The following is a 22475-nucleotide window of genomic DNA, read 5'->3' as shown; positions in this document are numbered from 1 at the left end:
GTCAATACTTTTTACAGTTTTTGTCCTATTATTTTATACTTATATCTAAAAACGTTATTATATTCTATTATTTATAGTGTATTTTGTCTATATTTTCAGAATTATTCAGCTTTTACTATATTATCAGACTTTTGTGTCATTGCCGACTCCTACGCGTACGGCGCTTTATGCTGCACAGTCCAGTTTTCCTCTCCCCGGTTCGCCTCAATAAAGTGTAACTCGGGATTTTCACGTAAAACACGCCCAAAAACACCGCGCAGGACATTACCTGAGTACAGTAACTAAAAAACCTGGAGGCACAATTAATTACAAAAGCGGCTTGTAAATTTTCTCTTCTTCCGCTATAATGAGTAATACGTTTGGAGAATGCATTCCAAAACCTCCGGACATTTCAACCTCCGATACTCAGGCATCACATTTAATTCTTATGGCACTCTTCTATTCTTCAATCAGTAGTATCGTATATATTCTGTAATCCTTTTATTTTCCGTTGATTGTAGTACTATGGTTATAAGTCTTTTTTTAAGTAAACCATATCCACAAGCTGTACCCCGTCTTCGTACATGGGATGATCGTAATTATCTGTAAAAAAGTTATGAACCCTGTGGAAAAGATGAAAACCGTTTCTTTCATAAAACCGTAGAATAGACGGCATATCCCCCGTCCCGACAGTCATAGTCTTATACTTATCTTTGTAAAATGTAGAAATATATTGAATGAGGCTGCTGCCATATCCCATACCATGCCACGCTTCATAAGTTGCTATATTTTTAAGTTCGCATGTATCCGGGCTTTCCTCTGTGACTACGCATATACTTCTCAGTTCTTTGTCATACAGGGCAAAAAGCTCTCCGCGTTCTAGATATTTATCTATCATAGATTCCTGCTCATCGGCAAGCAAAAGCAGATCCATAAACTGTTTTTTATCCTCTTTTACAATTTTTATTTCCATGGTATCCCCCTAACGGCTCAATCTGTTTATATCTTCATATACAATTTTCTGTTTACTATTCTTTTTATTTTCTTTGCTTCTTTTTTATATCATTGCTTGCATCTTTTTTCTATTTTCATCTGTAAATTTCTCTCATATTTTTTGCTTCTCTTTATTCTCAGGTCTCCATGCCTGCTTACCGGCATTCTATTCCTGTTCTCATACTCATGTCTATTTTCACATCTCATGCATCTGCCGCCATGGCAGTTGACATAATAATCTATTCAGGAGGTATTTCTATGATCTATGAAACATTTCTCACCACCATCCACTCACTTGTCCAGGAAAAACTGGAGGGCCGGGCCGAGGTCTCCCTTCGCCGTGTGCTGAAGAATAATGGACTTCTTCTGGACGGACTGTCAATTTCTTCACCGTCCTCCGCCTTCTCACCGACCGTTTATCTGAACTCCTACTATGACGAGGAGGAAGAAGGTCTTTCACTTCCCGTTATTGCCGAACAGATACTGCTTCTTTATGAGGAGGAAAACGGACTGCCGTCGGAGCTGGCACAGCAGTTAAAGGATTTTGAGAAAATCAGGGAGCGGATCGCTTATAAGCTCATTAATGCGGAGGATAACGCCGTCCTGCTGTCGGAGGTACCTCATTTCCGCTATCTGGATCTTGCCGTTGTCTTCTATATCATTGTCTCCGAGAGCGACGACGGTCAGATGACAGCGCTGATTCACAATGAACATCTGGGTATGTGGAACGTTACCCGGGAAGATTTGTCCGATTTTGCGGAAAAGAACATGGCCACTCTGCTGCCCTGCCGGATCACGCCAATCGAAGATGCAATCCTGGCCATCGACGAGGAAGAACTGCCCGGCGGTGTGTATGAGCTGTCCGATGAAGCGGCCGACATCTTCCCTGTTGATCTCTATGTCCTGTCGAATGAGAGGGGAATCAACGGCGCAGCCTGCCTTTTATACAGGGACGTATTAAAAAACTTCGCAGAACAGGTGGGGGACGATCTCGTCATCCTGCCCTCCAGCATCCACGAAGTTCTGCTGGCGCCATCAAAAAAAGCGCTGTCTTACGATGAATTAAATGAAATGATCTACTATATTAACCGTTCTGAAGTCCCGATGGAGGACCGTCTCTCCGATCATATTTATTACTATTCCAGGGAACAGAACTGCATCTGCCCTCCCACGCCGTTCTCCTCTAGCTCTTCTGAACCAGGCGGAACAGAGAATCCACAATAAAAATGGCAAGAGCCATAGCCCCCGCTATCTGTATCGTCTGTATCAGGTGATAGGTAGATAGATCGGCAAGCCCCTGTATCATAAAATAGACGCAGCGGTACACGGACGCTCCGGGCACGGTCGGAAGGATGCCGGCCACCAGGAACACCGTTACCGGAGCCTTTAAAAGTCTTGCAAAAATATGGCTCAGGATGGATACCACCAGACTGGAAAGAAAGGCGGCCATAATCTGGGATCGGCCCGACTGAAGCGCCAGCAGATAGACAAACCAGCACGCTCCGCCGGCCGCCCCCGCATAAACCAGGTACTTTTTTGGCACATCCAGGATGATGGAGAAACCGAATATAGCAAGAAAAGCAGACAAACTCTGCACTGCAAGCGCTGTCATACGGCACCTCCAATCATCTGAAACACAACCATTGCTGCACCGACTCCCGACGCCACGCCGAGAGCCACGACAATTGCCTCGGCTATCCTGGCTACGCCGGAACTGTAATCCCCGTTCAGCGTATCGCGGATTGCCGCGGTGAATGTCACGCCCGGAACCATCGGCATGATGGCGCTGATGATTACAGCATCGATGTTCATATCAAAATACACCAGCTTCTGAATCAGCAGCGCCGTCACCGCCAGGGCGAAAGAACCGGCCGCATTCTGGCAGAAATCATTAAACTTAAGGCGTGACGCTCCCGTGACGGCCAGGGCCAAAATCAGCCCCACGACGCCTGCCGCCACACAGTCCAGCCAGTTTCCTTCAAAAAGAATGGCAAAAAAAGCCGATGTCATGATATAACCGATGCACTTATGAAGAAATCCATACTCGATGGAGGTTTTGATCTCCCTCAGTTCTGCCCGTGCCTCTTCTACGGTCATCTCACCGGCGCAAAACTTTCTGGATATATTGTTTACACGATATACCCTGTTTAAATTCGTCGATCTTTTATTGACTCTCTTAACAACCGTGATCGCGCTGATCGATGGATCGGAAAGTGTTGCAAATATCCCTGTTGCTAGGGCAAAAACCTCTATCCCCTCCAAACCGGACTTTTTCATAATCCGGCTGACCGTATCCTCGATACGGTATACCTCGGCTCCGCTGACCAGCATAATTTCCCCCGCCTGCACAGCCATCTCTATCAGTTCCTGATAATCCATCTCCCGGTACCCCATTTATAGTAATTTTCAACGGCGAGACCGCGTACACTCTCATGCCGCCGATTAGAATATTCTGCTGCCAATCTGGAACACCAGGACCGCAGCAGTCCATGCCACCGCCAATTGGAACGCCATCATCAGAAGGGTCCATCTTGTGGACTGTGTCTCTCTCCTGATTGTCGCTATCGTAGCAATGCAAGGCGTATATAAAAGGCAGAATATCATCAATGCATAAGCGTTGACTCCCCCGAAGCCCGCGCCGCCCAGCATGATATGAAGCTGTGTCATACCGGCTGCCGAGTTGATGTTATTAATTCCGTACAGTACGGAGAAGCTGGAAACGACCACTTCTTTCGCCGATATACCGGAAATCAGAGCCACTACGATCTGCCAGCTTCCCAGTCCGGCCGGCGCCAGAATCGGGGCCAGGCTGTGGCCGATAATTGCCGCAAAGCTGTCGGTGACATTGCTGATCAGACCGGACGGTCCGATATTCAGGATAAACCAGAGAATAATGGACGCAATAAAAATTGTGGTTCCGGCTTTGGTCAGATAGTCTTTTACTTTGTCCCACACATAGATGGTAACCGTCCTCAAGTTCGGCGTCTTGTATTCAGGAAGCTCAATAAGAAGAATGTTCTCATACTTTTCATTGGAATTCTTATGTACAATATAAGCAACCAGAATCGCCACGGCAAGTCCGATGACATAGAGGGAGTAGGCCACCAAAAGCGCTTTCCTCGGGAAAAACATCTCCGAAAACAGGACGTAAATCGGAAGTCTGGCCGAGCAGGACATAAACGGAGTAATCAGGATTGTCCTCCTTCGATCCTTCACGCTCTCCAAAGCCCTCGTCGCCATGACGGCAGGAACCGTACAGCCAAATCCCAGCAGCATCGGAAGAAATGCCTTGCCGGACAGCCCCACCATTCCCATCGTCTCATTCATAACATAAGCGACGCGCGACATATATCCGCTGTCTTCCAGAAAAGCCAGAGCCAGAAACAGGATAAATATGTTGGGCAGAAAGGTAAGGATTCCGCCGACACCGGCAATGACACCGTCCACTACAAGGGAGATGACCCAGTCGGTGGCATGGAGATTTTGGAGAAGTAAAAGAACCGAGGCTGAAAACCAGTTCAGGCCGCTCTCAAAGTACCCCTTCAGGAAATCCCCGACCGTAAAGGTGAAGAAAAATACAAGGGCCATGATTCCCAGAAAAACGGGGATTCCCCATACAGGGTGCGTCATAATCTGATCCACTCTGTCGGTAAAAGCCGATTTTTCCGCTTTGTTAAACAGGCATTCATCAATAATCTCTTCTATATAATCGTATTTTTCATTGATAATATTCTTCTCGTAATTTTTATCGATGATATCACTCAAGTCCACAGGGTGGTCCTTACAGACTTCTTCGTCATACTCCATCATCTTGATAGCATGCCAGCGCATGTTGTCAAGCCTGCCGAAGTGCGCTTTCAGCACTACTTCTATCTTGGCGATTTTGTCCTCTATCGCGTCGGAATACCGCACAACGACTCCCTGGGGTTCCTCCTCATAGTGGTGTACAACGGCATGCATCAGGACATCCAGTCCCGTCCTCTTCCTGGCTGACACCGGTACCACCGGAATGTGCCCTAACATCTCCGGCAGACGGTGCAGATCGATCTCCATACCGCGGTCCTCCACGATATCCATCATATTAAGGGCCAGGATAACCGGCTTCTTGAGTTCCAAAAGCTGCAGCGTCAGATAGAGATTTCTCTCCAGGGACGATGCATCCACCACATTGATAATCACATCCACTTCATTATCTTCAATGCATTTTCTGGTGACCCGCTCTTCTATCGTGTAGGAGGTCAGGCTGTAAATTCCCGGCAGATCGATTACCTTGATGGGCCGTCCTTTATAGCTGGTCTCCCCCTCCACGCGCTCAACCGTAACGCCGGGCCAGTTGGCCACCTTCAGCTTGGCTCCGGTAAAAGCATTAAACAGTGTTGTCTTTCCACAGTTTGGGTTTCCGACAAAACCGACTGTTATCTGTCCGTTTGCTGCATTCATAGCCGGTTCCCTCCCTGACTCCGTTCTTGTGCCGACGCTGCTTCTCTGATCTCGATTCCATCGGCTATTTTCTGGCCCAGAGCCAGTCTCGTTCCCCTGACGTTGATAATCAGGGTTCCGCTTTTCTTCTTATTCAGTACGGTTACTTTTGTATGCTCATTGACTCCCAGAGCCTCCAGACGCCTGGTCAGACGCTCCTCAATCATAACTTCCTGGACAATGTAACTTTTTCCTATTTCGCCTTCATAAAGCTTCATGGTTAGTCACTCCTCCCCTATCGCTTTATCAATTGTAACCGTCCCGTCAGGCCTTGTCAATTATCTTCCAGCTCCAGAAGCATTTTTTTGATTTCCGTCATCCGGTCACGCAGCGCGGCGGCTTCCTCGAAGTTCAGTTCCGCTGCCGCCTTGTGCATCTTCTTTGTCAGCTCCTTTACGATCTTCTCCAGTTCCTGCTTGTTCATGGACTCAGGATCCTTGGTCACTTCGTTCGTGATTCCCTCTGCTGCCTTGGATATCGTAATCAAATCACGGACCGCTTTTTTAATCGTGGTCGGCGTGATTCCATGTGCTTCATTATATTCCTGCTGCAGCTTCCTTCTTCTCTCCGTCTCGCTGATGGCGGCGCGCATGGAGTCCGTGATGTTGTCGGCATACATGATAACATGGCCTTCCGAGTTTCTGGCGGCACGTCCGACCGTCTGAATCAGGGAAGTCTCCGAACGCAGGAACCCTTCCTTATCCGCATCCAGGATTGCCACCAGGGAAATCTCCGGAATATCAAGCCCCTCGCGCAGAAGGTTGATTCCGACCAGGACGTCAAACACATTAAGACGCATATCCCTGATGATTTCCGCCCTCTCCAGGGTGTCGATATCGGAGTGAAGGTATTTCACACGGATTCCCACCTCGCGCATATAGTCCGTCAGATCCTCGGCCATGCGCTTCGTCAGCGTTGTAATCAGGACTTTATTACCCTTCTCCACCTCCCGGTTCACTTCTGATACGAGATCGTCGATTTGTCCTTCGACCGGACGCACTTCAATCGGCGGATCCAGAAGACCCGTAGGACGGATAATCTGCTCCGTCCTCAGCATCTCGTGTTCTTCCTCATATTTGGATGGGGTTGCGGACACAAACATCATCTGATCAATTTTGCTTTCAAACTCTGAAAAGTTGAGAGGCCGGTTATCCAGGGCTGACGGGAGCCTGAATCCATAGTTGACCAGCGTGGTTTTTCTGGAACGGTCACCGGCGTACATGCCGCGCACCTGCGGCAGGGTAATATGGGACTCGTCGACAATAATCAGGAACTCTTCCGGAAAATAGTCGATCAGGGTACACGGCGGCTCTCCCGGAAGGGAGCCGGTCAGGTGACGGGAGTAGTTCTCAATTCCCGAGCAGAATCCCGTCTCACGCATCATCTCCACATCAAAATTCGTACGTTCTGAGATCCTCTGTGCTTCAAGGAGCTTATCCTCGCTCTTGAATTCCTCCACACGGACCTTCAGTTCCTCCAGAATATTGGTTGCCGCCAGTTCCATCTTCTCCCTCGGGATAACGTAATGAGAGGCCGGGAAAATGGCGATGTGGCCCAGCTGGGTCTTAATTTCCCCGGTGAGCGTGTCAATCTCGGTGATTCGATCCACCTCATCGCCGAAGAACTCGACGCGGTAGGCGTCTCCGCCCGAGTAGGCCGGATAGATCTCCAGCACGTCGCCGCGGACGCGGAAGGTGCCTCGCTTGAAATCCATATCATTTCTCGTATACTGGATGTCGATCAGTTTATGGATGATCTCATCCCTGTCCTTAATCATGCCGGGACGCAGTGAAATGACCATCTCCTTATAGTCTATGGGGCTTCCCAGGCCATAAATACATGAAACTGAAGCGACAATGATAACATCCTGCCGCTCAGACAAAGCCGCCGTCGCAGAGTGGCGCAGCTTGTCTATCTCATCGTTGATGGATGAGTCCTTCTCAATGTAGGTATCGGTGGACGGGACATAAGCCTCCGGTTGGTAATAATCATAATAACTCACAAAATACTCCACCGCGTTCTCGGGGAAGAACTCCTTAAATTCGCTGTATAGCTGGGCAGCGAGGGTTTTGTTGTGGGCGATAATGAGGGTCGGTTTCTGTAATTGCTGGATGACGTTGGCCATGGTAAAGGTCTTGCCAGAGCCCGTAACCCCTAGTAACGTCTGGAATTGGTTGCCTTCTTTGAAGCCCTGCACCAGCTGCTCGATGGCTTGCGGCTGGTCGCCGGTGGGCTGAAATTCACTGTGTAATTTAAACTCCATAATGCAGTTTTACCTCCTTGGTGACTAGTGAAAAAGTTCGGCTATTAGGCAGAAATTCATAATAATGCATAAACCACGTATTCAGGAAGCGGGCTTATAGACGAACTTTCAAATTTCTGCGGATGTTAATTATTAAAACTATAATTATTTATTATATGTTACCCTTATTTACCATTTTTATCTTTTCTTTATACGCAGACATATATTCAATTATAAAGTTCATTCTTTCTTTTCAATCATCAGCAGCTTGCCGCCGGAAGCACCACCGCACTCTATAAAAGCCGGCGGAATCAGTATTCCTAAAGAACAATAAAATTATAACATGGTACGTTTAAAATGTATAGCCACAAGGCGGAACATTTGTTCTTTTTTCTTCGGCTACATTTTTCCATTTTCTATTCACTTTCATAAGATCATCTTCCGCTGAAACATCATACTAATATTATTCGGCCGTGTTCTCCGGCAATCACAGCCCATATGTCTGACAAAACAATCTTATTGCCATCTGTGTCAGAATTTTCTCAAGCAAATTCACTTGACAAAGACAAAGCAGATATATATACTATATTTCATGAATTGAATAAAATCTTCAGGGCAGGGTGAAATTCCCGATCGGCGGTATAGTCCGCGAGCGCGAGAGCGCAGGACTTGACATAGGTTCAAGTCAGGATTTGGTGAAAGTCCAAAACCGACAGTATAGTCTGGATAGAAGAAGATCATTATGCACAGGATGGAGTATACCATTCTGTGTACAGAAAGCGTGCTCTGGATTGTTTTTTACATTCCGGAGTTTTATTTTTGCACAGGTGCAGGCCTGTGCCCTTTCTGCATTGCCCTGAACGATTTTGTTCAGGGCATTTTTATTGAGTGGCAATGAAAAGTTCGCGAAGCGTGCTCTTCATTGTTTATGGAGGTGAACCTGTGAACGATGTAAAGTATATGCAGTTAGCTCTGCAGCTTGCCCGAAAGGGCTGCGGATGGGTTACGCCAAATCCTATGGTTGGCGCTGTTATCGTAAAGGACGGAGAAGTCATCGGGCAGGGCTGGCATGAAAAATACGGACAGCCCCACGCAGAGCGCAATGCGCTGGATTCCTGTAAATTATCGCCTGAGGGTGCGACAATGTATGTCACACTGGAACCCTGCTGCCATTATGGCAGACAGCCTCCCTGCACGGACGCCATTTTAGAAGCCGGCATCCAGAGGGTCGTTGTTGGCTCTGAGGATCCCAATCCGCTGGTCCGCGGAAAAGGAATTCAAATCCTGCGGGCCTATGGTATCGAAGTAACGGAAGGCGTTCTTCAGGAAGACTGCAAGCAGCTTAATGAAGTGTTTTTTCACTATGTTAAGACCGGATGTCCTTTTGTGGTGATGAAATATGCCATGACGCTGGATGGAAAAATCGCTGCCTATACGGGTGCATCCAAATGGATTACCGGAAAAACCGCCCGAAATCATGTGCAGGAGCAGAGGCATCGTTATTCGGCTATTATGGTTGGTGCGGGGACGGTATTGTCCGATGACCCAATGCTGTCCTGCCGCATCGCCGGAGGAAAAAATCCAATCCGCATCATCTGCGACACCCATCTGCGTACACCGGTTACGGCACAGGTGGTCACGACTGCAAGGCAGATTCCAACTATCTTTGCAACCTGCTGCCCAGATGCCAAAAGACAGTCTGCTTATGTGTCAGCCGGATGCCGCATTCTGCGTCTGAGGGAAAAAGACGGACATGTAGATCTGAGGCACCTTATGACGCAGCTGGGACAGGAACAAATCGACAGCATTTTGCTGGAGGGCGGCGGCACACTGAACTGGTCCGCTTTAGAGAGCGGTATTGTACAGAAAATACAGGCCTATATCGCTCCAAAACTATTTGGCGGCCAGGCTTCTAAGACACCGATAGAAGGGATGGGTGTTGAATCCCCTGCCAATGCATACCACCTGAAAAACAGTACATGGACACGTTTGGGTGATGACTTTTTGATAGAAAGTGAGGTGGTCAGCGATGTTTACCGGGATTATTGAGGAAGTTGGAACGGTGGAGCAAATAAAACGCGGCCAAAATTCCGCCGTACTGTTAATCCGCGCTAAAAAAGTTCTGGAGGATACAGGGATTGGTGACAGTATTTCAGTAAACGGAATCTGCTTAACTGTTACGAAGTTGTATCCCAATGGATTTTCCGCAGATATCATGCACGAAACCTTAAACCGTTCCGCCCTGGCGGATCTGGCACAGGGAAGTCATGTCAATTTGGAGCGTGCCATGCCGGCAAACGGTCGTTTTGGCGGTCATATTGTTGCAGGACATGCGGATGGAGTCGGAAAAATTGTCCGTATACAGCGTGATGATACCGCCATCTGGTTTACGCTGCAGGCAAAACCGGAACTTATGCGGTATATTGTAGAAAAAGGGTCTGTGACCATAGACGGCATCAGTTTGACTGTTGCAGCGGTCACGCAAACTGACTTTTCTATTTCAGCTATTCCTCATACAGTAAGCAGGACGGTTTTAAAAGAACGAAAGGAAAACGATATTGTCAATCTGGAAACAGACCTGATAGGCAGATATGTAGAAAAGCTGTTCTCTCCTGCTGAAGAACAGAAGAAAAAAAGCACACTAACAAGAGAATTTCTATCTCAACACGGATTTTAAGGAGGAAAAGTAATGGCACAGTTCAACTCAATCGAAGAAGCGCTTGATGAGCTTCGCAGCGGAAAAATAATTCTTGTAACGGATGACCCGGAGCGTGAAAATGAAGGAGATTTTATCTGCGCAGCGGAATATGCCACAACCGCCAATATCAACTTTATGGCAACCTACGGCAAAGGCCTGATTTGTATGCCCATGTCAGAAGAATACATAGAAAAGCTGAAAATTCCTCAAATGGTAACGCAGAACACAGATAATCACGAAACTGCGTTTACCGTCTCCATCGATCATGTAACGACTTCCACCGGCATTTCTGCTGCAGAGCGTTCTATAACTGCCATAGGCTGCGTATCGGATGATGCAAAACCGGAAGATTTCCGCAGGCCGGGACACATGTTTCCACTTTTAGCAAAACCCAATGGTGTACTGGAACGAAACGGCCACACCGAAGCAACTGTTGATTTATGCCGGCTGGCCGGTTTGAAAGAATGCGGTTTGTGCTGCGAGATTATGCGGGAGGACGGAACGATGATGCGTACTCCCGAATTAATGGAGCTGGCGAAAAAATGGGACATAAAATTTATTACAATACGCGATTTACAAAATTACAGAAAATGCCATGAAACGCTGATTGACCAGAAGGCTGCTGTACAACTGCCTACAAAATATGGTGATTTTATGGCCTATGGATTTGTAAACCGTTTAAATGGGGAACACCATATGGCTCTGGTCAGGGGAGATATCGGCGATGGAAAAAATGTTTTATGCCGCGTCCATTCTGAATGCTTAACAGGGGACACATTCGGTTCTCTGCGCTGCGACTGCGGTCAGCAATTGGCTGCCGCCATGGCTCAAATTGAAAGAGAAGAACGTGGAATTTTGCTCTATATGCGCCAAGAGGGCCGTGGAATTGGCCTGATCAATAAGCTGAGAGCCTATGAACTGCAGGAACAGGGTATGGACACGCTTGATGCAAATCTAGCGCTGGGCTTTGCCGGAGATCAGCGGGAGTATTATATCGGCGCCCAGATTTTAAGAGCGTTGGGTGTAAAAAGTATACGTCTCTTAACAAACAATCCCGATAAAATCTATCAGCTTGCAGAATTTGGACTTGATATCACGGAACGCGTGCCGATTCAGATGGATGCCACCTCCCATGATCTGTTTTATTTGAAAACAAAACAAAAACGCATGGGTCACATTTTAAAGTATTAGATGAAAGAAAGGAAACCGTTATGAAAACATTTGAGGGAAAGCTTGTATCGAAGGAAATCAAAATAGGAATTGTAGCCGCCCGTTTCAATGAATTTATCACCTCCAGGCTGTTAGGCGGCGCCATGGACGGATTGCTCCGTCATGATGTAAAGGAGGAGGACATTGAGGTTGCATGGGTTCCGGGGGCTTTTGAAATCCCATTGATCGCATCGAAAATGGCGGAGAGCGGAAAATATGATGCAGTCATCTGCCTGGGCGCAGTTATCCGAGGTTCTACCAGCCACTATGATTATGTCTGCAATGAAGTATCAAAAGGCATTGCTGCTGTTTCATTAAAATGCGGCCTTCCGGTTATGTTTGGCGTACTGACCACCGAGAATATTGAGCAGGCTATTGAACGGGCTGGAACCAAGGCAGGGAACAAAGGATATGATTGTGCTGCAGGTGCGATTGAAATGATAAATTTAATTCGTGAGATAAAGAAATAGGGGCTGTAGATTTACATTAAAGCGCTGCGTCTCCTTTTGCCGTCCCTGATTACCATTCCCTTCTATTCCCTGTTTTCCACTTGACAACCTCCCCTTCTGCACTCAAAATAGAGGGATAGGATCTTCTACACAGAGAGACGGCACCAGCGGCCGATTCGGACTGTCATTGCAAAAGAGGCCGAGCGCCGGACTCCATATCAGGTAGAGGAATTATTGCAGAAAATGATGAGACAACAGGAGGAATATAACATGTACAGTTTTGCCAATGATTACAGCGAAGGAGCCCATCCGCGCGTACTGGAAGCGATGATGAATACAAACCTGGAGCAGAATCCGGGATATGGAAAAGACGGCCACTGTGAGCGCGCCGCCGCTCTGATTAAAAAGGAATGCGGGCGCAGTGATATCGACGTCCATTTTATTCCGGGAGGCACCCAGACCAACCTGCTGGCAATTGCAAGGGCTCTGCGCCCGCACGAGGCTGTGGTTTCCGCTGAAACCGGTCACATCAACTGTCACGAGACAGGTGCCGTGGAGGCGACCGGCCATAAAATTCTCACAATTCCGTCAGCCGACGGAAAAATTCATGCCTCCGACGTCGCACAGATGCTAAAAAAACACAACGCAGAGTTCACCGTACTACCAAAATTAGTTTATATCTCCAATACAACAGAGCTGGGGACACAGTATACAAAACAGGAGCTGGAGGAACTGAGCCACTTATGCCGCCTGAACCATCTCTATCTGTTCCTGGACGGCGCCCGGCTGGCTTCGGCTCTGACCAGTTCCGCCAATGATCTCACTCTGAAAGATCTGGCAGAGCTTACGGATATGTTCTATATAGGCGGAACTAAAAATGGGGCATTGTTTGGGGAGGCGCTGGTAATCTGCCATCCGGAACTGAAATCCTGCTTCCGTTTCCAATTAAAACAAAGGGGCGCGATGCTGGCAAAGGGCTGGCTCCTGGGCCTGCAGTTTGAAACGCTCTTCACCGACGGACTTTATTATGAGCTGGGCAAACATGCCAACGATATGAGCGAAATTCTCAGAACGGGTTTTAAGGACTGCGGTTTTTCCTTCCTGTCCGATACCTCCTCCAACCAGATATTCCCGATTGTCAGCAGACAGCTTGCAGAAAAACTGGCGGAAGAATACACCTATGAGACGGAACGGGTATTCGACAACGGCGATATGGCGATCCGCTTTGTCACCTCATGGGCAACTCCGGAAAAAGCGGTCCGCGGCTTCGTAACATATTTAAAAGATTGTATGAAATAACCGACCAAAGGGATTTATATTATATAGGAGAGTTCCAAGAACTTTCCTATATAAATATATAGAACTAGAATATACAGAAATGGAATATACAGAAAGAGAATAGAAATAGAGTACAAATAGAATATACAGAAAGAGAGAAGCCCTGCATCACATATGCGATGCAGGGCTTCCCTCTTTCTGTTAGCTGGGCCACAAGGATTCGAACCTTGAAAATGACGGAGTCAGAGTCCGTTGCCTTACCATTTGGCGATGGCCCAATATTTAAAATTCCGCAACCATTTTTTGTTGGCTGCGGAATCTATTATATCATATTACCAGATTTCGTCAAGGGCTTTTTTAGCATTTTTTGTAATTTTTTAAACAAAATGTTGAATTCGTTCCCTTCACTGTCCCGTACCCGCTTCAATCTGGGCAGGCGGGCTGGTCTGATCACCTGCCGGAGCGGTGGTCTGGCTCTCCGGTTCTGTGACAGGGAGTGTTTCCGGCGCCGGAGGTGTATCGGATGGTACGGATGCACTTTCCTGAGGTTCTGTCGGTTTGACTGTCTCAGTCTCTTCCGTCTCGTCTTCGTCATCCCCGTCTGTCACCTCATCGGCAATATCGGGTGTATCAAAGTATCCCGTAATGCTTGCATAGGAACCGCCGTCCCTTGGGGCTACGCCGGCCAGGATAAATTCGTAGTCGGTTCCTCCATCCAGACCCTTGATAGTAATCTCACAGGAGTCAGGACTGGTATCGGTTATCATCGCCGAATAACTTCCCCCGTTCTCATCCTTCACGGACACAGTTGGATTCTTCCACTTGACTTTCCCTTTAAATACAACGTTCAGCTTACCGTCTTCAAAATCCACATAATCGATCTTGGCCTTTTTCCCCGAACTGCTCTCTTCCGTCTCCTCGGCCGTTTCCGTCGTTCCTGCCGGAGCGGTGGTGTGAGGTTCCGTGGATGGACGCTGTGTCTCTGCGTTCGTCTCGGAAGATGATGCTTCTTCGGTCAGGCTCTCCTGTGTGGAGACGGCAGTCTCCGCCCTGGTGGCGGCGGTGCTTGTGTGATCGGCGCTGCTCTTCTCGGAAGTCTCTTCATTTGCATCGTTGTCATCGCGGCGCACGGTGTAGGAACGCTCGGTGATTTCCTTTGCAATCTCTTCCATCGTCATCCCGGCGAATTCTTTCATATCCTCTTCGCCCAGATCATTTTCATCAATCAGTTCCTGCAGGAAATATGCTTTTCCATAGGAAATTCCGTATTCCTGGGCCAGTTCCCTGACTTCGTTGGAAACCGGGGCCTGCTGATCGTAAACTACAGCCTGTACTTTATGTTCTTCCAGTGATGCCTCGATGTCCACAACAACATCCTGGCGCAGCTCGGAAGCTTTCTTCTTGTCGTCGTTGGCTACGGTTACAAGAATTGCGTTATCCAAATCATTCAGATAACCATGACGTACCATGGAACCGATGAGAGCGTTTACCGCAATGTCCACATCCACATTCTTCAGATCCATGTCATCCAGGATCTCCTCTGCGTCGCTGTTCAGCGCCTCGGCTTTCAGGACCTTGTCGTTGCGGTTGACTGAAAGTTCAATACTCGGATTGACATCAATGCCGACGACGGAATCGATCCGGCTGTTCTGATATCTGGCAACTCCTCCGCCTAAAACAGCCACGCACAGGCAGGCGGCCATAACGGTTGCCGCAGTGCGCATCCTCCGGTATATCCTCGTCACCTTGGACGGTCCGGTATAGATATCCTGGGGGGTGGTCAGATCAATTTTATCAAGTACATCGGGAGTCAGGGTGTCCACTGCCGATTTCAGATGTTTTGCTATCTCATCGTTATTCCATTGTAAGTCTGAGTGATCGGTCAATGTTCTCCCTCCTCTCTCAGATGTTTCTGTAATTTTTTCATGGCACGATTGTATTTAGACAGCACAGTTGCAAGCGGCATCTCGAGATCCGCCGCGATTTCCCTGTGTTTCATGCCTGCTGTCGTATGTAACAGCACAATCTGCCGCTCCTCTTCATTCAGGATCTGGAGCGCTGTGCGAAGCACCATCTTATCCGCCGCGTCTTCTATCTGCGGGCAGAATTCCCCCATCTCGCCTTCTGAAAGGTCAGAAAGACCTATATCGGCTTCCCTTTTCTGGTCGCGGAACTTCATGTAGCAGAGGTTTCTGGCAATCGTAAACATCCAGGCCAGCGGTTTCCCCTGGGACTTGTAGCTTCCTGCAGAAGTCCATATCTTTAAATAAGTCTCCTGCATGATCTCTTCCGCGTCCTGCGGACTGCGCAGGATTGACAGAATAAAGCCATATATGGTTTTATCCGTATTCTGATAGAGTCTCTGAAACGCCTCCCGGTCACCTGTGGCAACGCGTAAAAGCAGCTTCTCATCGCTCATCTTATCATAAGCGACCGCCTCTTCCAGGGTTGTAAATATCCCCATCAAAAACATGGACTAAATTTCCTTTCTATTAGTTTAATGCAAAGGATCCGTTTCTTATTGCATACTTTGGGAAATTTTTTCTTCGTATGCGACGTCTGCCAGAAACAGTCCCTCCGCAGGAGCCGTCTTTCCCGCCTGACTTCTGTCAAGACTTAAAAGCGCCTCCCTGACAGAATTTACGCTCCGCTCGTGGAGTCCTGCTTCGAGAAGCGTCCCCACCAGAATCCGAACCATATTATAGAGAAAGCCGTTTCCCTCAAACAGAAGTTCAAGCTGTGTCCCCTCCCTGCGGATGTCAATCCGGCTGACGGTCCGAACCGTGGTCTTCTTCATCTTCTTAACCGAACAGAATGCCCTGAAGTCATGGGTTCCAATCAGAAGGTCCGCCGCTCTTCTCATGGCCTCCAGATCCGGCATGGTTCCCAATCCGTATCTGTATTTGCGCTCAAATACATCTTTTTTCTCCGCCGTCTCGATCCGGTAAATATAAGTCTTTGAAACGGCGTTCAGGCGGCTGTGAAACCGGGGCTGCACCTCCTGTGCATCCAGGATTCTGATATCCTCCGGCAGATACTCATTCAGATAATTTTTAACGGACGCCAAAGCGGAGGAATTTTCTTTCCCTCTAAAATATGACATAGGCAGATGAAAATTAGCCACCTGACGCAGCGCATGGACGCCCGCATCCGTCCGGCCCGAACCATGGACTTCCACCGGGCACCCCGCCATCCGTTCCAGGACGGCTTCAAGCTTTCCCTGGATTGTCTGCACGGTATTTCCCTGTTTCTGCCAGCCGTCGTAGCGTGTGCCGTCATATTGTAAAATAATTTTTATATTTTTGTCTTCCAAAGTTTCTCCCCGTTCTTTTCTTTCCTTCCTCTTTCAGCTTTCCCTGTTACGAGTAAACACATACAGAGGTACAAAATTGTTCCCGTAATAACACCGCTCATATCGAGCCACACATCGCTGATCTGTCCGGAACGTCCCTCCGTAAAAAGCTGAAGTGTCTCATCCACAAAGGGGATGAAAAATATGAAGAGCATGTGGATCTGCCTTCGGACTGCGGCGCCTAAATCCAGATTCCTCATACTTTTAAACAGAAGGATGCCGAGAACCGTATATTCTCCAAAATGGGCGCATTTTCGAATGATATGTTCCGTCAGCCATGGGGCGCTGAGCCCAACTGCATTGATTGCCTGATGGACAAGACGGAGCACAAAGCCGCTCTCTGCAGACGATTCGTCCGCCGGGGTCAAAGAATTTGAAAATATGAATATAATATAGGCAAATAACAGGACATGCCAAATCATCTTTTTTTTCACAAAAGTCACTGCCTCTATCCTCTGCCTCCCTGCTCCGTACGGCATCTGCCGTTTTCATCCAGAATGCCGCTCTCTTTTACGGCATTCACCGCTTTCCCAATCGCCTCTTCATCCTGGACCAGGGCCATTCTCACATAGCCTTCCCCTGACGGGCCGAAAGCGCTCCCCGGAGTCACAAGGACACCGGTCCGCTCAAATAATTCTGTTACAAATTCAAGTGAATCATTAAAATGATCCGGGATCTTCGCCCAGACGAACATGGTGGCCTCCGGCTTGTCTATCTGCCACCCGATGGCGTTAAAGCCGTCACAAAGCAGGTCGCGCCGTTTCTCATAAGCCGCCCTTGTCTCCGCCACACAGCTCTGATCTCCTGTGATCGCCGCGATGGCCGCTTTCTGAATCGGCAGGAACATGCCGTAGTCCATATTAGATTTTAACGTTTTAAGGCGGCCGACTACTTCACGGTTGCCGACACAGAAGCCAACCCTGGCTCCGGCCAGGCCATATGTTTTGGAGAGTGAGTTAAACTCCACACCCACCTCTCTGGCTCCCGGAAACCGCAGAAAACTTCCGCAGGTTTTCCCATCAAAGACCAGTTCACTGTATGCGTTGTCGTGAAGCACGATGATATCATATTTTTTGGCAAATGCAATTAACTCCTGATAGAAACTGTCCGGCGCCATGACGGCGGTCGGATTGTTCGGATAGGATACCACCATCAGTTTTGCTTCCATTGCCACTTCTTCCGGAATTTCTTTCAGATCGATAATATAGTGGTTCTCTTTCCTCTGCGGCATGTAATAGAGCGATGCGCCGGCAAGGGACGGACCATCCGCGAACACGGGATAACAGGGATCCGTAACCAGAATCCGGTCTCCCTCATCCGCAATTGTCATGGCAATATGGGAAAGTCCCTCCTGGGAACCCAGAAGAGAACATATCTCCGTCTCCGGATCAAGCTCCACTCCATAGCGGTTCCTGTACCACAGGGAAACGGCTTTAAGAAGCGCTTTCCGGTCACTGATTGCATATATGTAATTTTCCGGTATCAGACATTCTTCGCTCAAAACTTTCAGTATATGCGGGGCCGGCGGGATGTTAGGCGCTCCGATGCTCAAATCCACAATCATGTTTCCTTCTTCCAGTCTCCTCTGTTTCATCTGGGCCAGCATGGAAAAAACGCCTTTCCCAAACCGGTCCATTCTCTTTGCAAATTCCATCTGAATTCCTCCGTTCTTATGCAGGGCAGAAAAAGCCAATTTAAGTCATTATATTACATTGAGGGGGGAAAGTAAAGGGTGGGGGAGGGATGAAAAATGAGGACGCTGAGCGGGGAGGGCGGACGGGGAGTGGATGGTTATGAGTCTTCAGTCCTGGGGTGGGAATCGAGGCGGAGGGATTCGGGCAGGTTATGACAGGACTGAAGACGCGGAGTGCGCTGCCCCGCCCGCCATCCTGGCATCGCTGATTCCTCGTTTTTCTTTTGGGAAATAGAGGGGGGAAATGCGAAGAAAGATTTGAGGGAGCGTATTTGTATTATATGAAATGACTATAAAACATTCTTAGCGGTGCTGAAGGTTTAGTTGTTGGGATTTACTGGGGCTTATTGAGGATTGTTGGAACTTACAGTAGTTTAGGGCTTATTGTGTGTTGGAGGTTTTCAGGGATTCTACTGCCGGTTTTATTGTGTCGCGGTCTGTTGGGGTGGAGAATTCCAGGGACAGGAGTTCGGTTTGGTTGGATATGATATATACATCCCGCTCTCTGCTGTTCCAGGACTCTTCGATGGCGTTTGTCAGTTCGGCGTCGTTGTCGTGACGGTCCAGGGTGTAGTGGTACCGGATTACTTCGGCGTCACCATCTTTCCAGGTCTCTTTTTTCTCTATGTTCCAGACGTTTCCTCTGTTGATTGGGTATGTTTTTTTTGTGGAGCGAATGATCCATGGGAAAGGACTTTTGTAATACTCCATCCTGAGATCCTGTTCTTTTCCGGAGGGGTCGCGTCTGACGCCGCCCTCTCTCTGGTAAAAACAGAATATGGTCTGCTGGCTCTTTTCTCCCCAGCTTTCTTCGAATGTATAACCGCCCAGCTCTTCGAATTCTACGGGGAATCCGGCTATCCGTTCGTACCGCTTTTCTTCGCCTCTGTATGGAAAAACAGAGATAATCTGCATTGTAATATAAATCAGGGCCAGGGTTCCCACTATGACTGTAGCGCCTATATAAATCATGACTTTTCCCGCCTTTGTCGTCTCCTGCGTCTCTCTGACCATTTCCAGGACTTTGCCGCAGTAGAGGATGAAAAGTATCATGACAAAAATCTCGGTTACAAACAGCAGTGCGCCCGTTCTGCCCTGGGAAAATGCAAGCAGTAACAGAACAGCCAGAATAAACAGGCCATACAGGGTATTTCTTCTTTTCACCTTCTGCCAGGAAGTATGGGGAAGTGTCCCGGTTTCATCAATCATTTTTCCGGCCCTGTGATACCAGATTACCGGACCCAGCAGCTGGCCTGCCACTATGAGGATCAGCAGAAAGTAAAAAAACATGGTTATCAGCTGTTCGTAGGATGAAAACTGGGTTCCCGGATTCTTCAGCATGGACTTCAGCATCCACAGCCAGGCGCCGATTATAAACAGCTGGCACAGTACCTTGCCCCAGGAAAGCGTGACTTTCCGCTGAATCTCCAGTTGGATTCCGGGATCTGTCTCTATCGGCACCGTGTCTTCCTCTTCCGTATAAAAGATTTGCCAGAGAGCTCCGCCGTACTGTAATTTCCAGCCGCCCTCCTCGCAGTATTCACGGAACTGCTGTGCTTCTATGCTTTCCACGCTCTCAAATTCCGAGCCGCCCGGCAGGACCGCTACACAGAATTTAAGTTTTTTTGGTTCTCCCTTTTCAAAGCATTCAATGCAGTTCTGGCGGATATTCTTCAGAAACCAGCCTCTTGCCGCCATCTTTTCCAGATATTCGGCAAAGGCCTCCGTCTCATATTCTTTGAATGTTATAAATGTATACTTTTTCTTTGCCACAGCAGGCCGCCTCCTCTCCCTCTGCTGATTTTCCTCCTTCTTTGTGATAGAAAGATAGAAAATCAGTCCATTGTCTCTTCTATGTTTATCCGGTTCTGTTTTCCAAGCTCAAGCCATTCGGGGGTTACCCTTGTGATGTAATAAAAGACACTGAAAAACACCATAGTCAGGACAATTATGACGAGAGTTATTCTGGCCCAGCTCTTCTCTACTCCAGAATTCTCTTCATTGTCCCTCCTGTATCTGAACACTTCGTTACAGACACTTCTGACCATTTCTATCCAAATGAGAGTAATGAACAGTGAATATATCTGAAATGCCGTCAGAATGATAATAATTGAAAAAACAAGCTCCAAGCCGCTTCTGAACATGACCAGTTTTACATCTCCGGACGGAATCCCCTCTCCTCTTTCCACACTTCGACATGCCTTTTTGTACCATTTAATCATGCTGAACCGGCTGTAAGCCCTGTAAATTGCCCAAACAGCCAGAAGACCGCAGCCTGCCGCCTGTAAAATAGACAAAGAGCCGATTCCTGTTTTCCACAGCACACTTACCAAGGGAGCAAGCAGACAGCAGACAATCAGGAAATCGAGAACCAGGCGCCAGGGCGCCATCATGATATCTCTGATTAATTCCAGTTTTGTCTCCGGATCGCTCTCCACCGGAAGCAGGCCTTCCTCCTCCGTATAAAAAATCTGCCAGAGGATGCCTCCATGTTCCAGTTTCCATCCGGCCTGTTCACAAAATTCGCGGAACTGGCCGCTGCCTTCATTCTCTTCGATATCAAACCGGCTGCTGCCCGGCATCAGAACCACATTGTAATGGCGCTTTGAAGGTTCCCCTTTTTTGAAAGACCAGATATTATTTAACATGCTCCTGTCTATATACCAGCCCTTTGCCGCCATCTTTTCAAGATATATGGCAAATGCCTCGCCTTCGTATTCCCTGAAATTGCAGTACCGGTATCTTCTTCCTGCCATTATAAACTGCCTCCCTTCATATATTCACGGCCCTCCTCCACCAGCGTCTCCAGGCGTCTGTATTCCTCCTGGAGCATCGTTCTTCCGCGAACAGTTATCTGGTAGTATTTCTTTCTTCCTTCGACCTTTACTTCCTGTATTATATCTTCTTTTTCAAACTTCGCCAGAAGCGTGTACAGGGTTCCCGGCCCTATCTGGATTCTGTCTCTTGATATCTCCATGGCCTTTCTGGAAATATCAACTCCGCATCTCGGCTCTAAAAGAGCCAGCAGGATGTAATACATCTGTTCCGTAAGACTCTGAAACTGTTCCCTTGCCATGGCCGTCCCCCTTTCTTCTATAATTTGATTCCTGTTTCGATTTTGTGCTTCTGTTTCGATTTTGTGTTTCGATTTTGTGCTTCTATTTCGATTTTACGTTTTAAATTTCTGTTTTGACCTTTCTGTTTTGACTTTCCAGCTGTCGGCAGTCCTAAATTGTAAGTTTAAATGAGTTCTTTAATCATAAATATCGAATATCGATATTTATACATTTATTATATTATCGATATTCGATATTGTCAATTCCAATCGTATTACTATTTTCTTACATTATTAATAACTGAGCTCCCGGCTTGTGAATTTTATGCGGAAGCTTTTCTCCATATCCGCCCGCAGCGCTATAACAGTACAAAATGGTTTTTGTCATATGATATGATCTTTTCCTTCTGCATTTTAGACAGTTCGGCAGACAGGGCGCTCCGGTCCACGGCCAGATAGTCGGCCAGCTGCTGCCGGTTGAACGGGATGTCAAAGCTTCCTTTCCCCACTTTCTCGGCCTGATAGGAAAGGTAAGAAAGTACTTTTTCCCGGATCGTCTTCTTGCTCATATGGTCAATCTTCGTCGTCAGGGTGAGATTTCTGCCCGCGATCACGGTAAGCAGGTTTTGTATTACCCTGGAATGAAACTGACATGCCATCGAACAGACCGTCAAAAGTTTCCTGACTTCCAGAAACATAACTTCCGTATTTTCCGCCGCCATAACGCTGACCATCAGGGGTTCCCCGACGGCGCAGGCGTAACTCTCGCCGAATATCTGCCCCGCTCCGATCCCTGCAATGATCTGTCTGTCCCCCCAGTAATCTTCCCGCATCACCTGGACCGAACCGGTAATTACCATTCCAACGGTGGTAATCGTATCGCCCATTCGGAAAATATATTCGTCTTTTTTATAGGACCGGCTGACAGCGGACAGGCATTTCAGGACACTCTCCGTCTCCTCCTCCGTAAAACCCCGAAAAAGGCAGTTATCCGGCATCGAATTATTTTTCATAATTTTTCTCCTTTATGTTGTAATTACAACAGACA

21 protein-coding genes, 1 tRNA gene and 1 riboswitch are annotated in these 22475 nt (G+C 47.8%); of the genes, 6 read left to right on the top strand and 16 right to left on the bottom strand.

Translation table 11 applies throughout. The features are described from left to right. Positions 1-508: 508 nt before the first annotated feature. Complete coding sequence (locus EJL91_RS12115; protein ID WP_125142245.1) at positions 509-952, bottom strand: GNAT family N-acetyltransferase; 444 nt, start codon at positions 950-952, stop codon at positions 509-511. A gap of 278 nt (positions 953-1230) precedes the next feature. Here EJL91_RS12115 and EJL91_RS12110 point away from each other — a divergent pair, with 278 nt between their 5' ends. Next, complete coding sequence (locus EJL91_RS12110; protein WP_125142244.1) at positions 1231-2196, top strand: DUF5688 family protein; 966 nt, start codon at positions 1231-1233, stop codon at positions 2194-2196. Here the strand turns inward: EJL91_RS12110 and EJL91_RS12105 are convergent. From EJL91_RS12105 to uvrB, 5 genes are all read right to left on the bottom strand, one after another. Next, complete coding sequence (locus EJL91_RS12105; RefSeq protein WP_125142243.1) at positions 2156-2584, bottom strand: threonine/serine exporter family protein; 429 nt, start codon at positions 2582-2584, stop codon at positions 2156-2158. The genes EJL91_RS12110 and EJL91_RS12105 overlap by 41 nt on opposite strands. Next, a complete protein-coding gene (locus tag EJL91_RS12100; protein WP_125142242.1) occupies positions 2581-3351 on the bottom strand; it encodes a threonine/serine exporter family protein in 771 nt (256 codons plus the stop codon). The genes EJL91_RS12105 and EJL91_RS12100 overlap by 4 nt, the downstream gene beginning before the upstream one ends. Positions 3352-3414: 63 nt before the next feature. Next, entirely contained in the window at positions 3415-5412 is a 1998-nt protein-coding gene (feoB, locus tag EJL91_RS12095) for a ferrous iron transport protein B (protein ID WP_125142241.1), read from the bottom strand. Further along, a complete protein-coding gene (locus EJL91_RS12090) occupies positions 5409-5669 on the bottom strand; it encodes a FeoA family protein (protein WP_125142240.1) in 261 nt (86 codons plus the stop codon). The genes feoB and EJL91_RS12090 overlap by 4 nt, the downstream gene beginning before the upstream one ends. A 56-nt stretch (positions 5670-5725) precedes the next feature. Beyond that, positions 5726-7714 (bottom strand): excinuclease ABC subunit UvrB, encoded by a 1989-nt coding sequence (gene uvrB / locus EJL91_RS12085; protein ID WP_125142239.1) that lies wholly within the window; start codon positions 7712-7714, stop codon positions 5726-5728. A gap of 581 nt (positions 7715-8295) precedes the next feature. After that, positions 8296-8435: riboswitch (FMN riboswitch) on the top strand. Between the two features lie 200 nt (positions 8436-8635). On the opposite strand from uvrB, the gene ribD reads away from it, so the two are divergent. The 5 genes from ribD (at position 8636) to EJL91_RS12060 (ending at position 13348) form a co-directional block, all read left to right on the top strand. After that, entirely contained in the window at positions 8636-9742 is a 1107-nt protein-coding gene (gene ribD / locus EJL91_RS12080; protein WP_125142238.1) for a bifunctional diaminohydroxyphosphoribosylaminopyrimidine deaminase/5-amino-6-(5-phosphoribosylamino)uracil reductase RibD, read from the top strand. Next, complete coding sequence (locus EJL91_RS12075; RefSeq protein WP_125142237.1) at positions 9723-10370, top strand: riboflavin synthase; 648 nt, start codon at positions 9723-9725, stop codon at positions 10368-10370. Before ribD ends, EJL91_RS12075 begins: the two co-directional genes overlap by 20 nt. A 12-nt stretch (positions 10371-10382) precedes the next feature. Then, a complete protein-coding gene (locus EJL91_RS12070) occupies positions 10383-11582 on the top strand; it encodes a bifunctional 3,4-dihydroxy-2-butanone-4-phosphate synthase/GTP cyclohydrolase II (protein ID WP_125142236.1) in 1200 nt (399 codons plus the stop codon). 20 nt (positions 11583-11602) lie between these two features. Beyond that, the gene (ribH, locus tag EJL91_RS12065) at positions 11603-12070 is read left to right on the top strand and encodes a 6,7-dimethyl-8-ribityllumazine synthase (protein ID WP_125142235.1); all 468 of its coding nucleotides are present in this window, start codon (positions 11603-11605) and stop codon (positions 12068-12070) included. Positions 12071-12319: 249 nt separating this feature from the next. After that, positions 12320-13348: a threonine aldolase family protein gene (locus EJL91_RS12060; protein ID WP_125142234.1), complete on the top strand. Its 1029-nt coding sequence runs from the start codon at positions 12320-12322 to the stop codon at positions 13346-13348. Between the two features lie 184 nt (positions 13349-13532). On the opposite strand, the gene EJL91_RS12055 is transcribed toward EJL91_RS12060, so the two are convergent. From EJL91_RS12055 to EJL91_RS12010, 10 genes are all read right to left on the bottom strand, one after another. Continuing rightward, positions 13533-13605, bottom strand: a tRNA-Gln gene (locus EJL91_RS12055). A gap of 126 nt (positions 13606-13731) precedes the next feature. Next, a complete protein-coding gene (locus tag EJL91_RS12050; protein WP_125142233.1) occupies positions 13732-15213 on the bottom strand; it encodes an anti-sigma-I factor RsgI family protein in 1482 nt (493 codons plus the stop codon). Then, positions 15210-15800 carry an RNA polymerase sigma factor gene (locus tag EJL91_RS12045; RefSeq protein ID WP_125142232.1) on the bottom strand — a complete coding sequence of 197 codons (591 nt, stop codon included), beginning with the start codon at positions 15798-15800 and terminating at the stop codon, positions 15210-15212. Before EJL91_RS12045 ends, EJL91_RS12050 begins: the two co-directional genes overlap by 4 nt. Before the next feature lie 45 nt (positions 15801-15845). Beyond that, positions 15846-16640, bottom strand: a complete 795-nt coding sequence (gene truA / locus EJL91_RS12040; RefSeq protein ID WP_125142231.1) for a tRNA pseudouridine(38-40) synthase TruA — start codon at positions 16638-16640, stop codon at positions 15846-15848. Further along, entirely contained in the window at positions 16622-17113 is a 492-nt protein-coding gene (locus tag EJL91_RS12035; RefSeq protein ID WP_125142230.1) for a VanZ family protein, read from the bottom strand. Before EJL91_RS12035 ends, truA begins: the two co-directional genes overlap by 19 nt. Positions 17114-17127: 14 nt before the next feature. Continuing rightward, entirely contained in the window at positions 17128-18333 is a 1206-nt protein-coding gene (locus EJL91_RS12030; RefSeq protein WP_125142229.1) for an aminotransferase class I/II-fold pyridoxal phosphate-dependent enzyme, read from the bottom strand. 420 nt (positions 18334-18753) lie between these two features. Further along, on the bottom strand, positions 18754-20145 hold the full coding sequence (locus EJL91_RS12025) for a DUF2812 domain-containing protein (RefSeq protein ID WP_125142228.1): 1392 nt from the start codon (positions 20143-20145) through the stop codon (positions 18754-18756). A gap of 62 nt (positions 20146-20207) precedes the next feature. Then, positions 20208-21128: a DUF2812 domain-containing protein gene (locus tag EJL91_RS12020; protein ID WP_125142227.1), complete on the bottom strand. Its 921-nt coding sequence runs from the start codon at positions 21126-21128 to the stop codon at positions 20208-20210. Beyond that, complete coding sequence (locus tag EJL91_RS12015) at positions 21128-21448, bottom strand: PadR family transcriptional regulator (protein ID WP_125142226.1); 321 nt, start codon at positions 21446-21448, stop codon at positions 21128-21130. The genes EJL91_RS12020 and EJL91_RS12015 overlap by 1 nt, the downstream gene beginning before the upstream one ends. Positions 21449-21786: 338 nt before the next feature. Then, positions 21787-22440: a Crp/Fnr family transcriptional regulator gene (locus EJL91_RS12010; protein ID WP_125142225.1), complete on the bottom strand. Its 654-nt coding sequence runs from the start codon at positions 22438-22440 to the stop codon at positions 21787-21789. Positions 22441-22475 lie beyond the last annotated feature (35 nt).

This window comes from Clostridium transplantifaecale (assembly GCF_900626075.1).
GTDB lineage: Bacteria > Bacillota > Clostridia > Lachnospirales > Lachnospiraceae > Otoolea > Otoolea transplantifaecalis.
The sequence above is the reverse complement of the archived record's forward strand: the minus strand, read 5'-3'. Positions and strand labels throughout refer to the sequence as shown.

Excerpts from the sequence above, each read along its gene's own strand:
- EJL91_RS12030 (WP_125142229.1), bottom strand. The coding sequence starts at position 18,333 with ATGGAATTTGCAAAGAGAATGGACCGGTTTGGGAAAGGCGTTTTTTCC.
- EJL91_RS12100 (WP_125142242.1), bottom strand. The coding sequence starts at position 3,351 with ATGGATTATCAGGAACTGATAGAGATGGCTGTGCAGGCGGGGGAAATT.
- EJL91_RS12115 (WP_125142245.1), bottom strand. The coding sequence starts at position 952 with ATGGAAATAAAAATTGTAAAAGAGGATAAAAAACAGTTTATGGATCTG.
- EJL91_RS12010 (WP_125142225.1), bottom strand. The coding sequence starts at position 22,440 with ATGAAAAATAATTCGATGCCGGATAACTGCCTTTTTCGGGGTTTTACG.
- EJL91_RS12070 (WP_125142236.1), top strand. The coding sequence starts at position 10,383 with ATGGCACAGTTCAACTCAATCGAAGAAGCGCTTGATGAGCTTCGCAGC.
- EJL91_RS12045 (WP_125142232.1), bottom strand. The coding sequence starts at position 15,800 with ATGTTTTTGATGGGGATATTTACAACCCTGGAAGAGGCGGTCGCTTAT.
- feoB (WP_125142241.1), bottom strand. The coding sequence starts at position 5,412 with ATGAATGCAGCAAACGGACAGATAACAGTCGGTTTTGTCGGAAACCCA.
- EJL91_RS12020 (WP_125142227.1), bottom strand. The coding sequence starts at position 21,128 with ATGGCAGGAAGAAGATACCGGTACTGCAATTTCAGGGAATACGAAGGC.
- ribH (WP_125142235.1), top strand. The coding sequence starts at position 11,603 with ATGAAAACATTTGAGGGAAAGCTTGTATCGAAGGAAATCAAAATAGGA.
- EJL91_RS12060 (WP_125142234.1), top strand. The coding sequence starts at position 12,320 with ATGTACAGTTTTGCCAATGATTACAGCGAAGGAGCCCATCCGCGCGTA.
- EJL91_RS12105 (WP_125142243.1), bottom strand. The coding sequence starts at position 2,584 with ATGACAGCGCTTGCAGTGCAGAGTTTGTCTGCTTTTCTTGCTATATTC.
- EJL91_RS12075 (WP_125142237.1), top strand. The coding sequence starts at position 9,723 with ATGTTTACCGGGATTATTGAGGAAGTTGGAACGGTGGAGCAAATAAAA.
- EJL91_RS12015 (WP_125142226.1), bottom strand. The coding sequence starts at position 21,448 with ATGGCAAGGGAACAGTTTCAGAGTCTTACGGAACAGATGTATTACATC.
- EJL91_RS12090 (WP_125142240.1), bottom strand. The coding sequence starts at position 5,669 with ATGAAGCTTTATGAAGGCGAAATAGGAAAAAGTTACATTGTCCAGGAA.
- uvrB (WP_125142239.1), bottom strand. The coding sequence starts at position 7,714 with ATGGAGTTTAAATTACACAGTGAATTTCAGCCCACCGGCGACCAGCCG.
- EJL91_RS12110 (WP_125142244.1), top strand. The coding sequence starts at position 1,231 with ATGATCTATGAAACATTTCTCACCACCATCCACTCACTTGTCCAGGAA.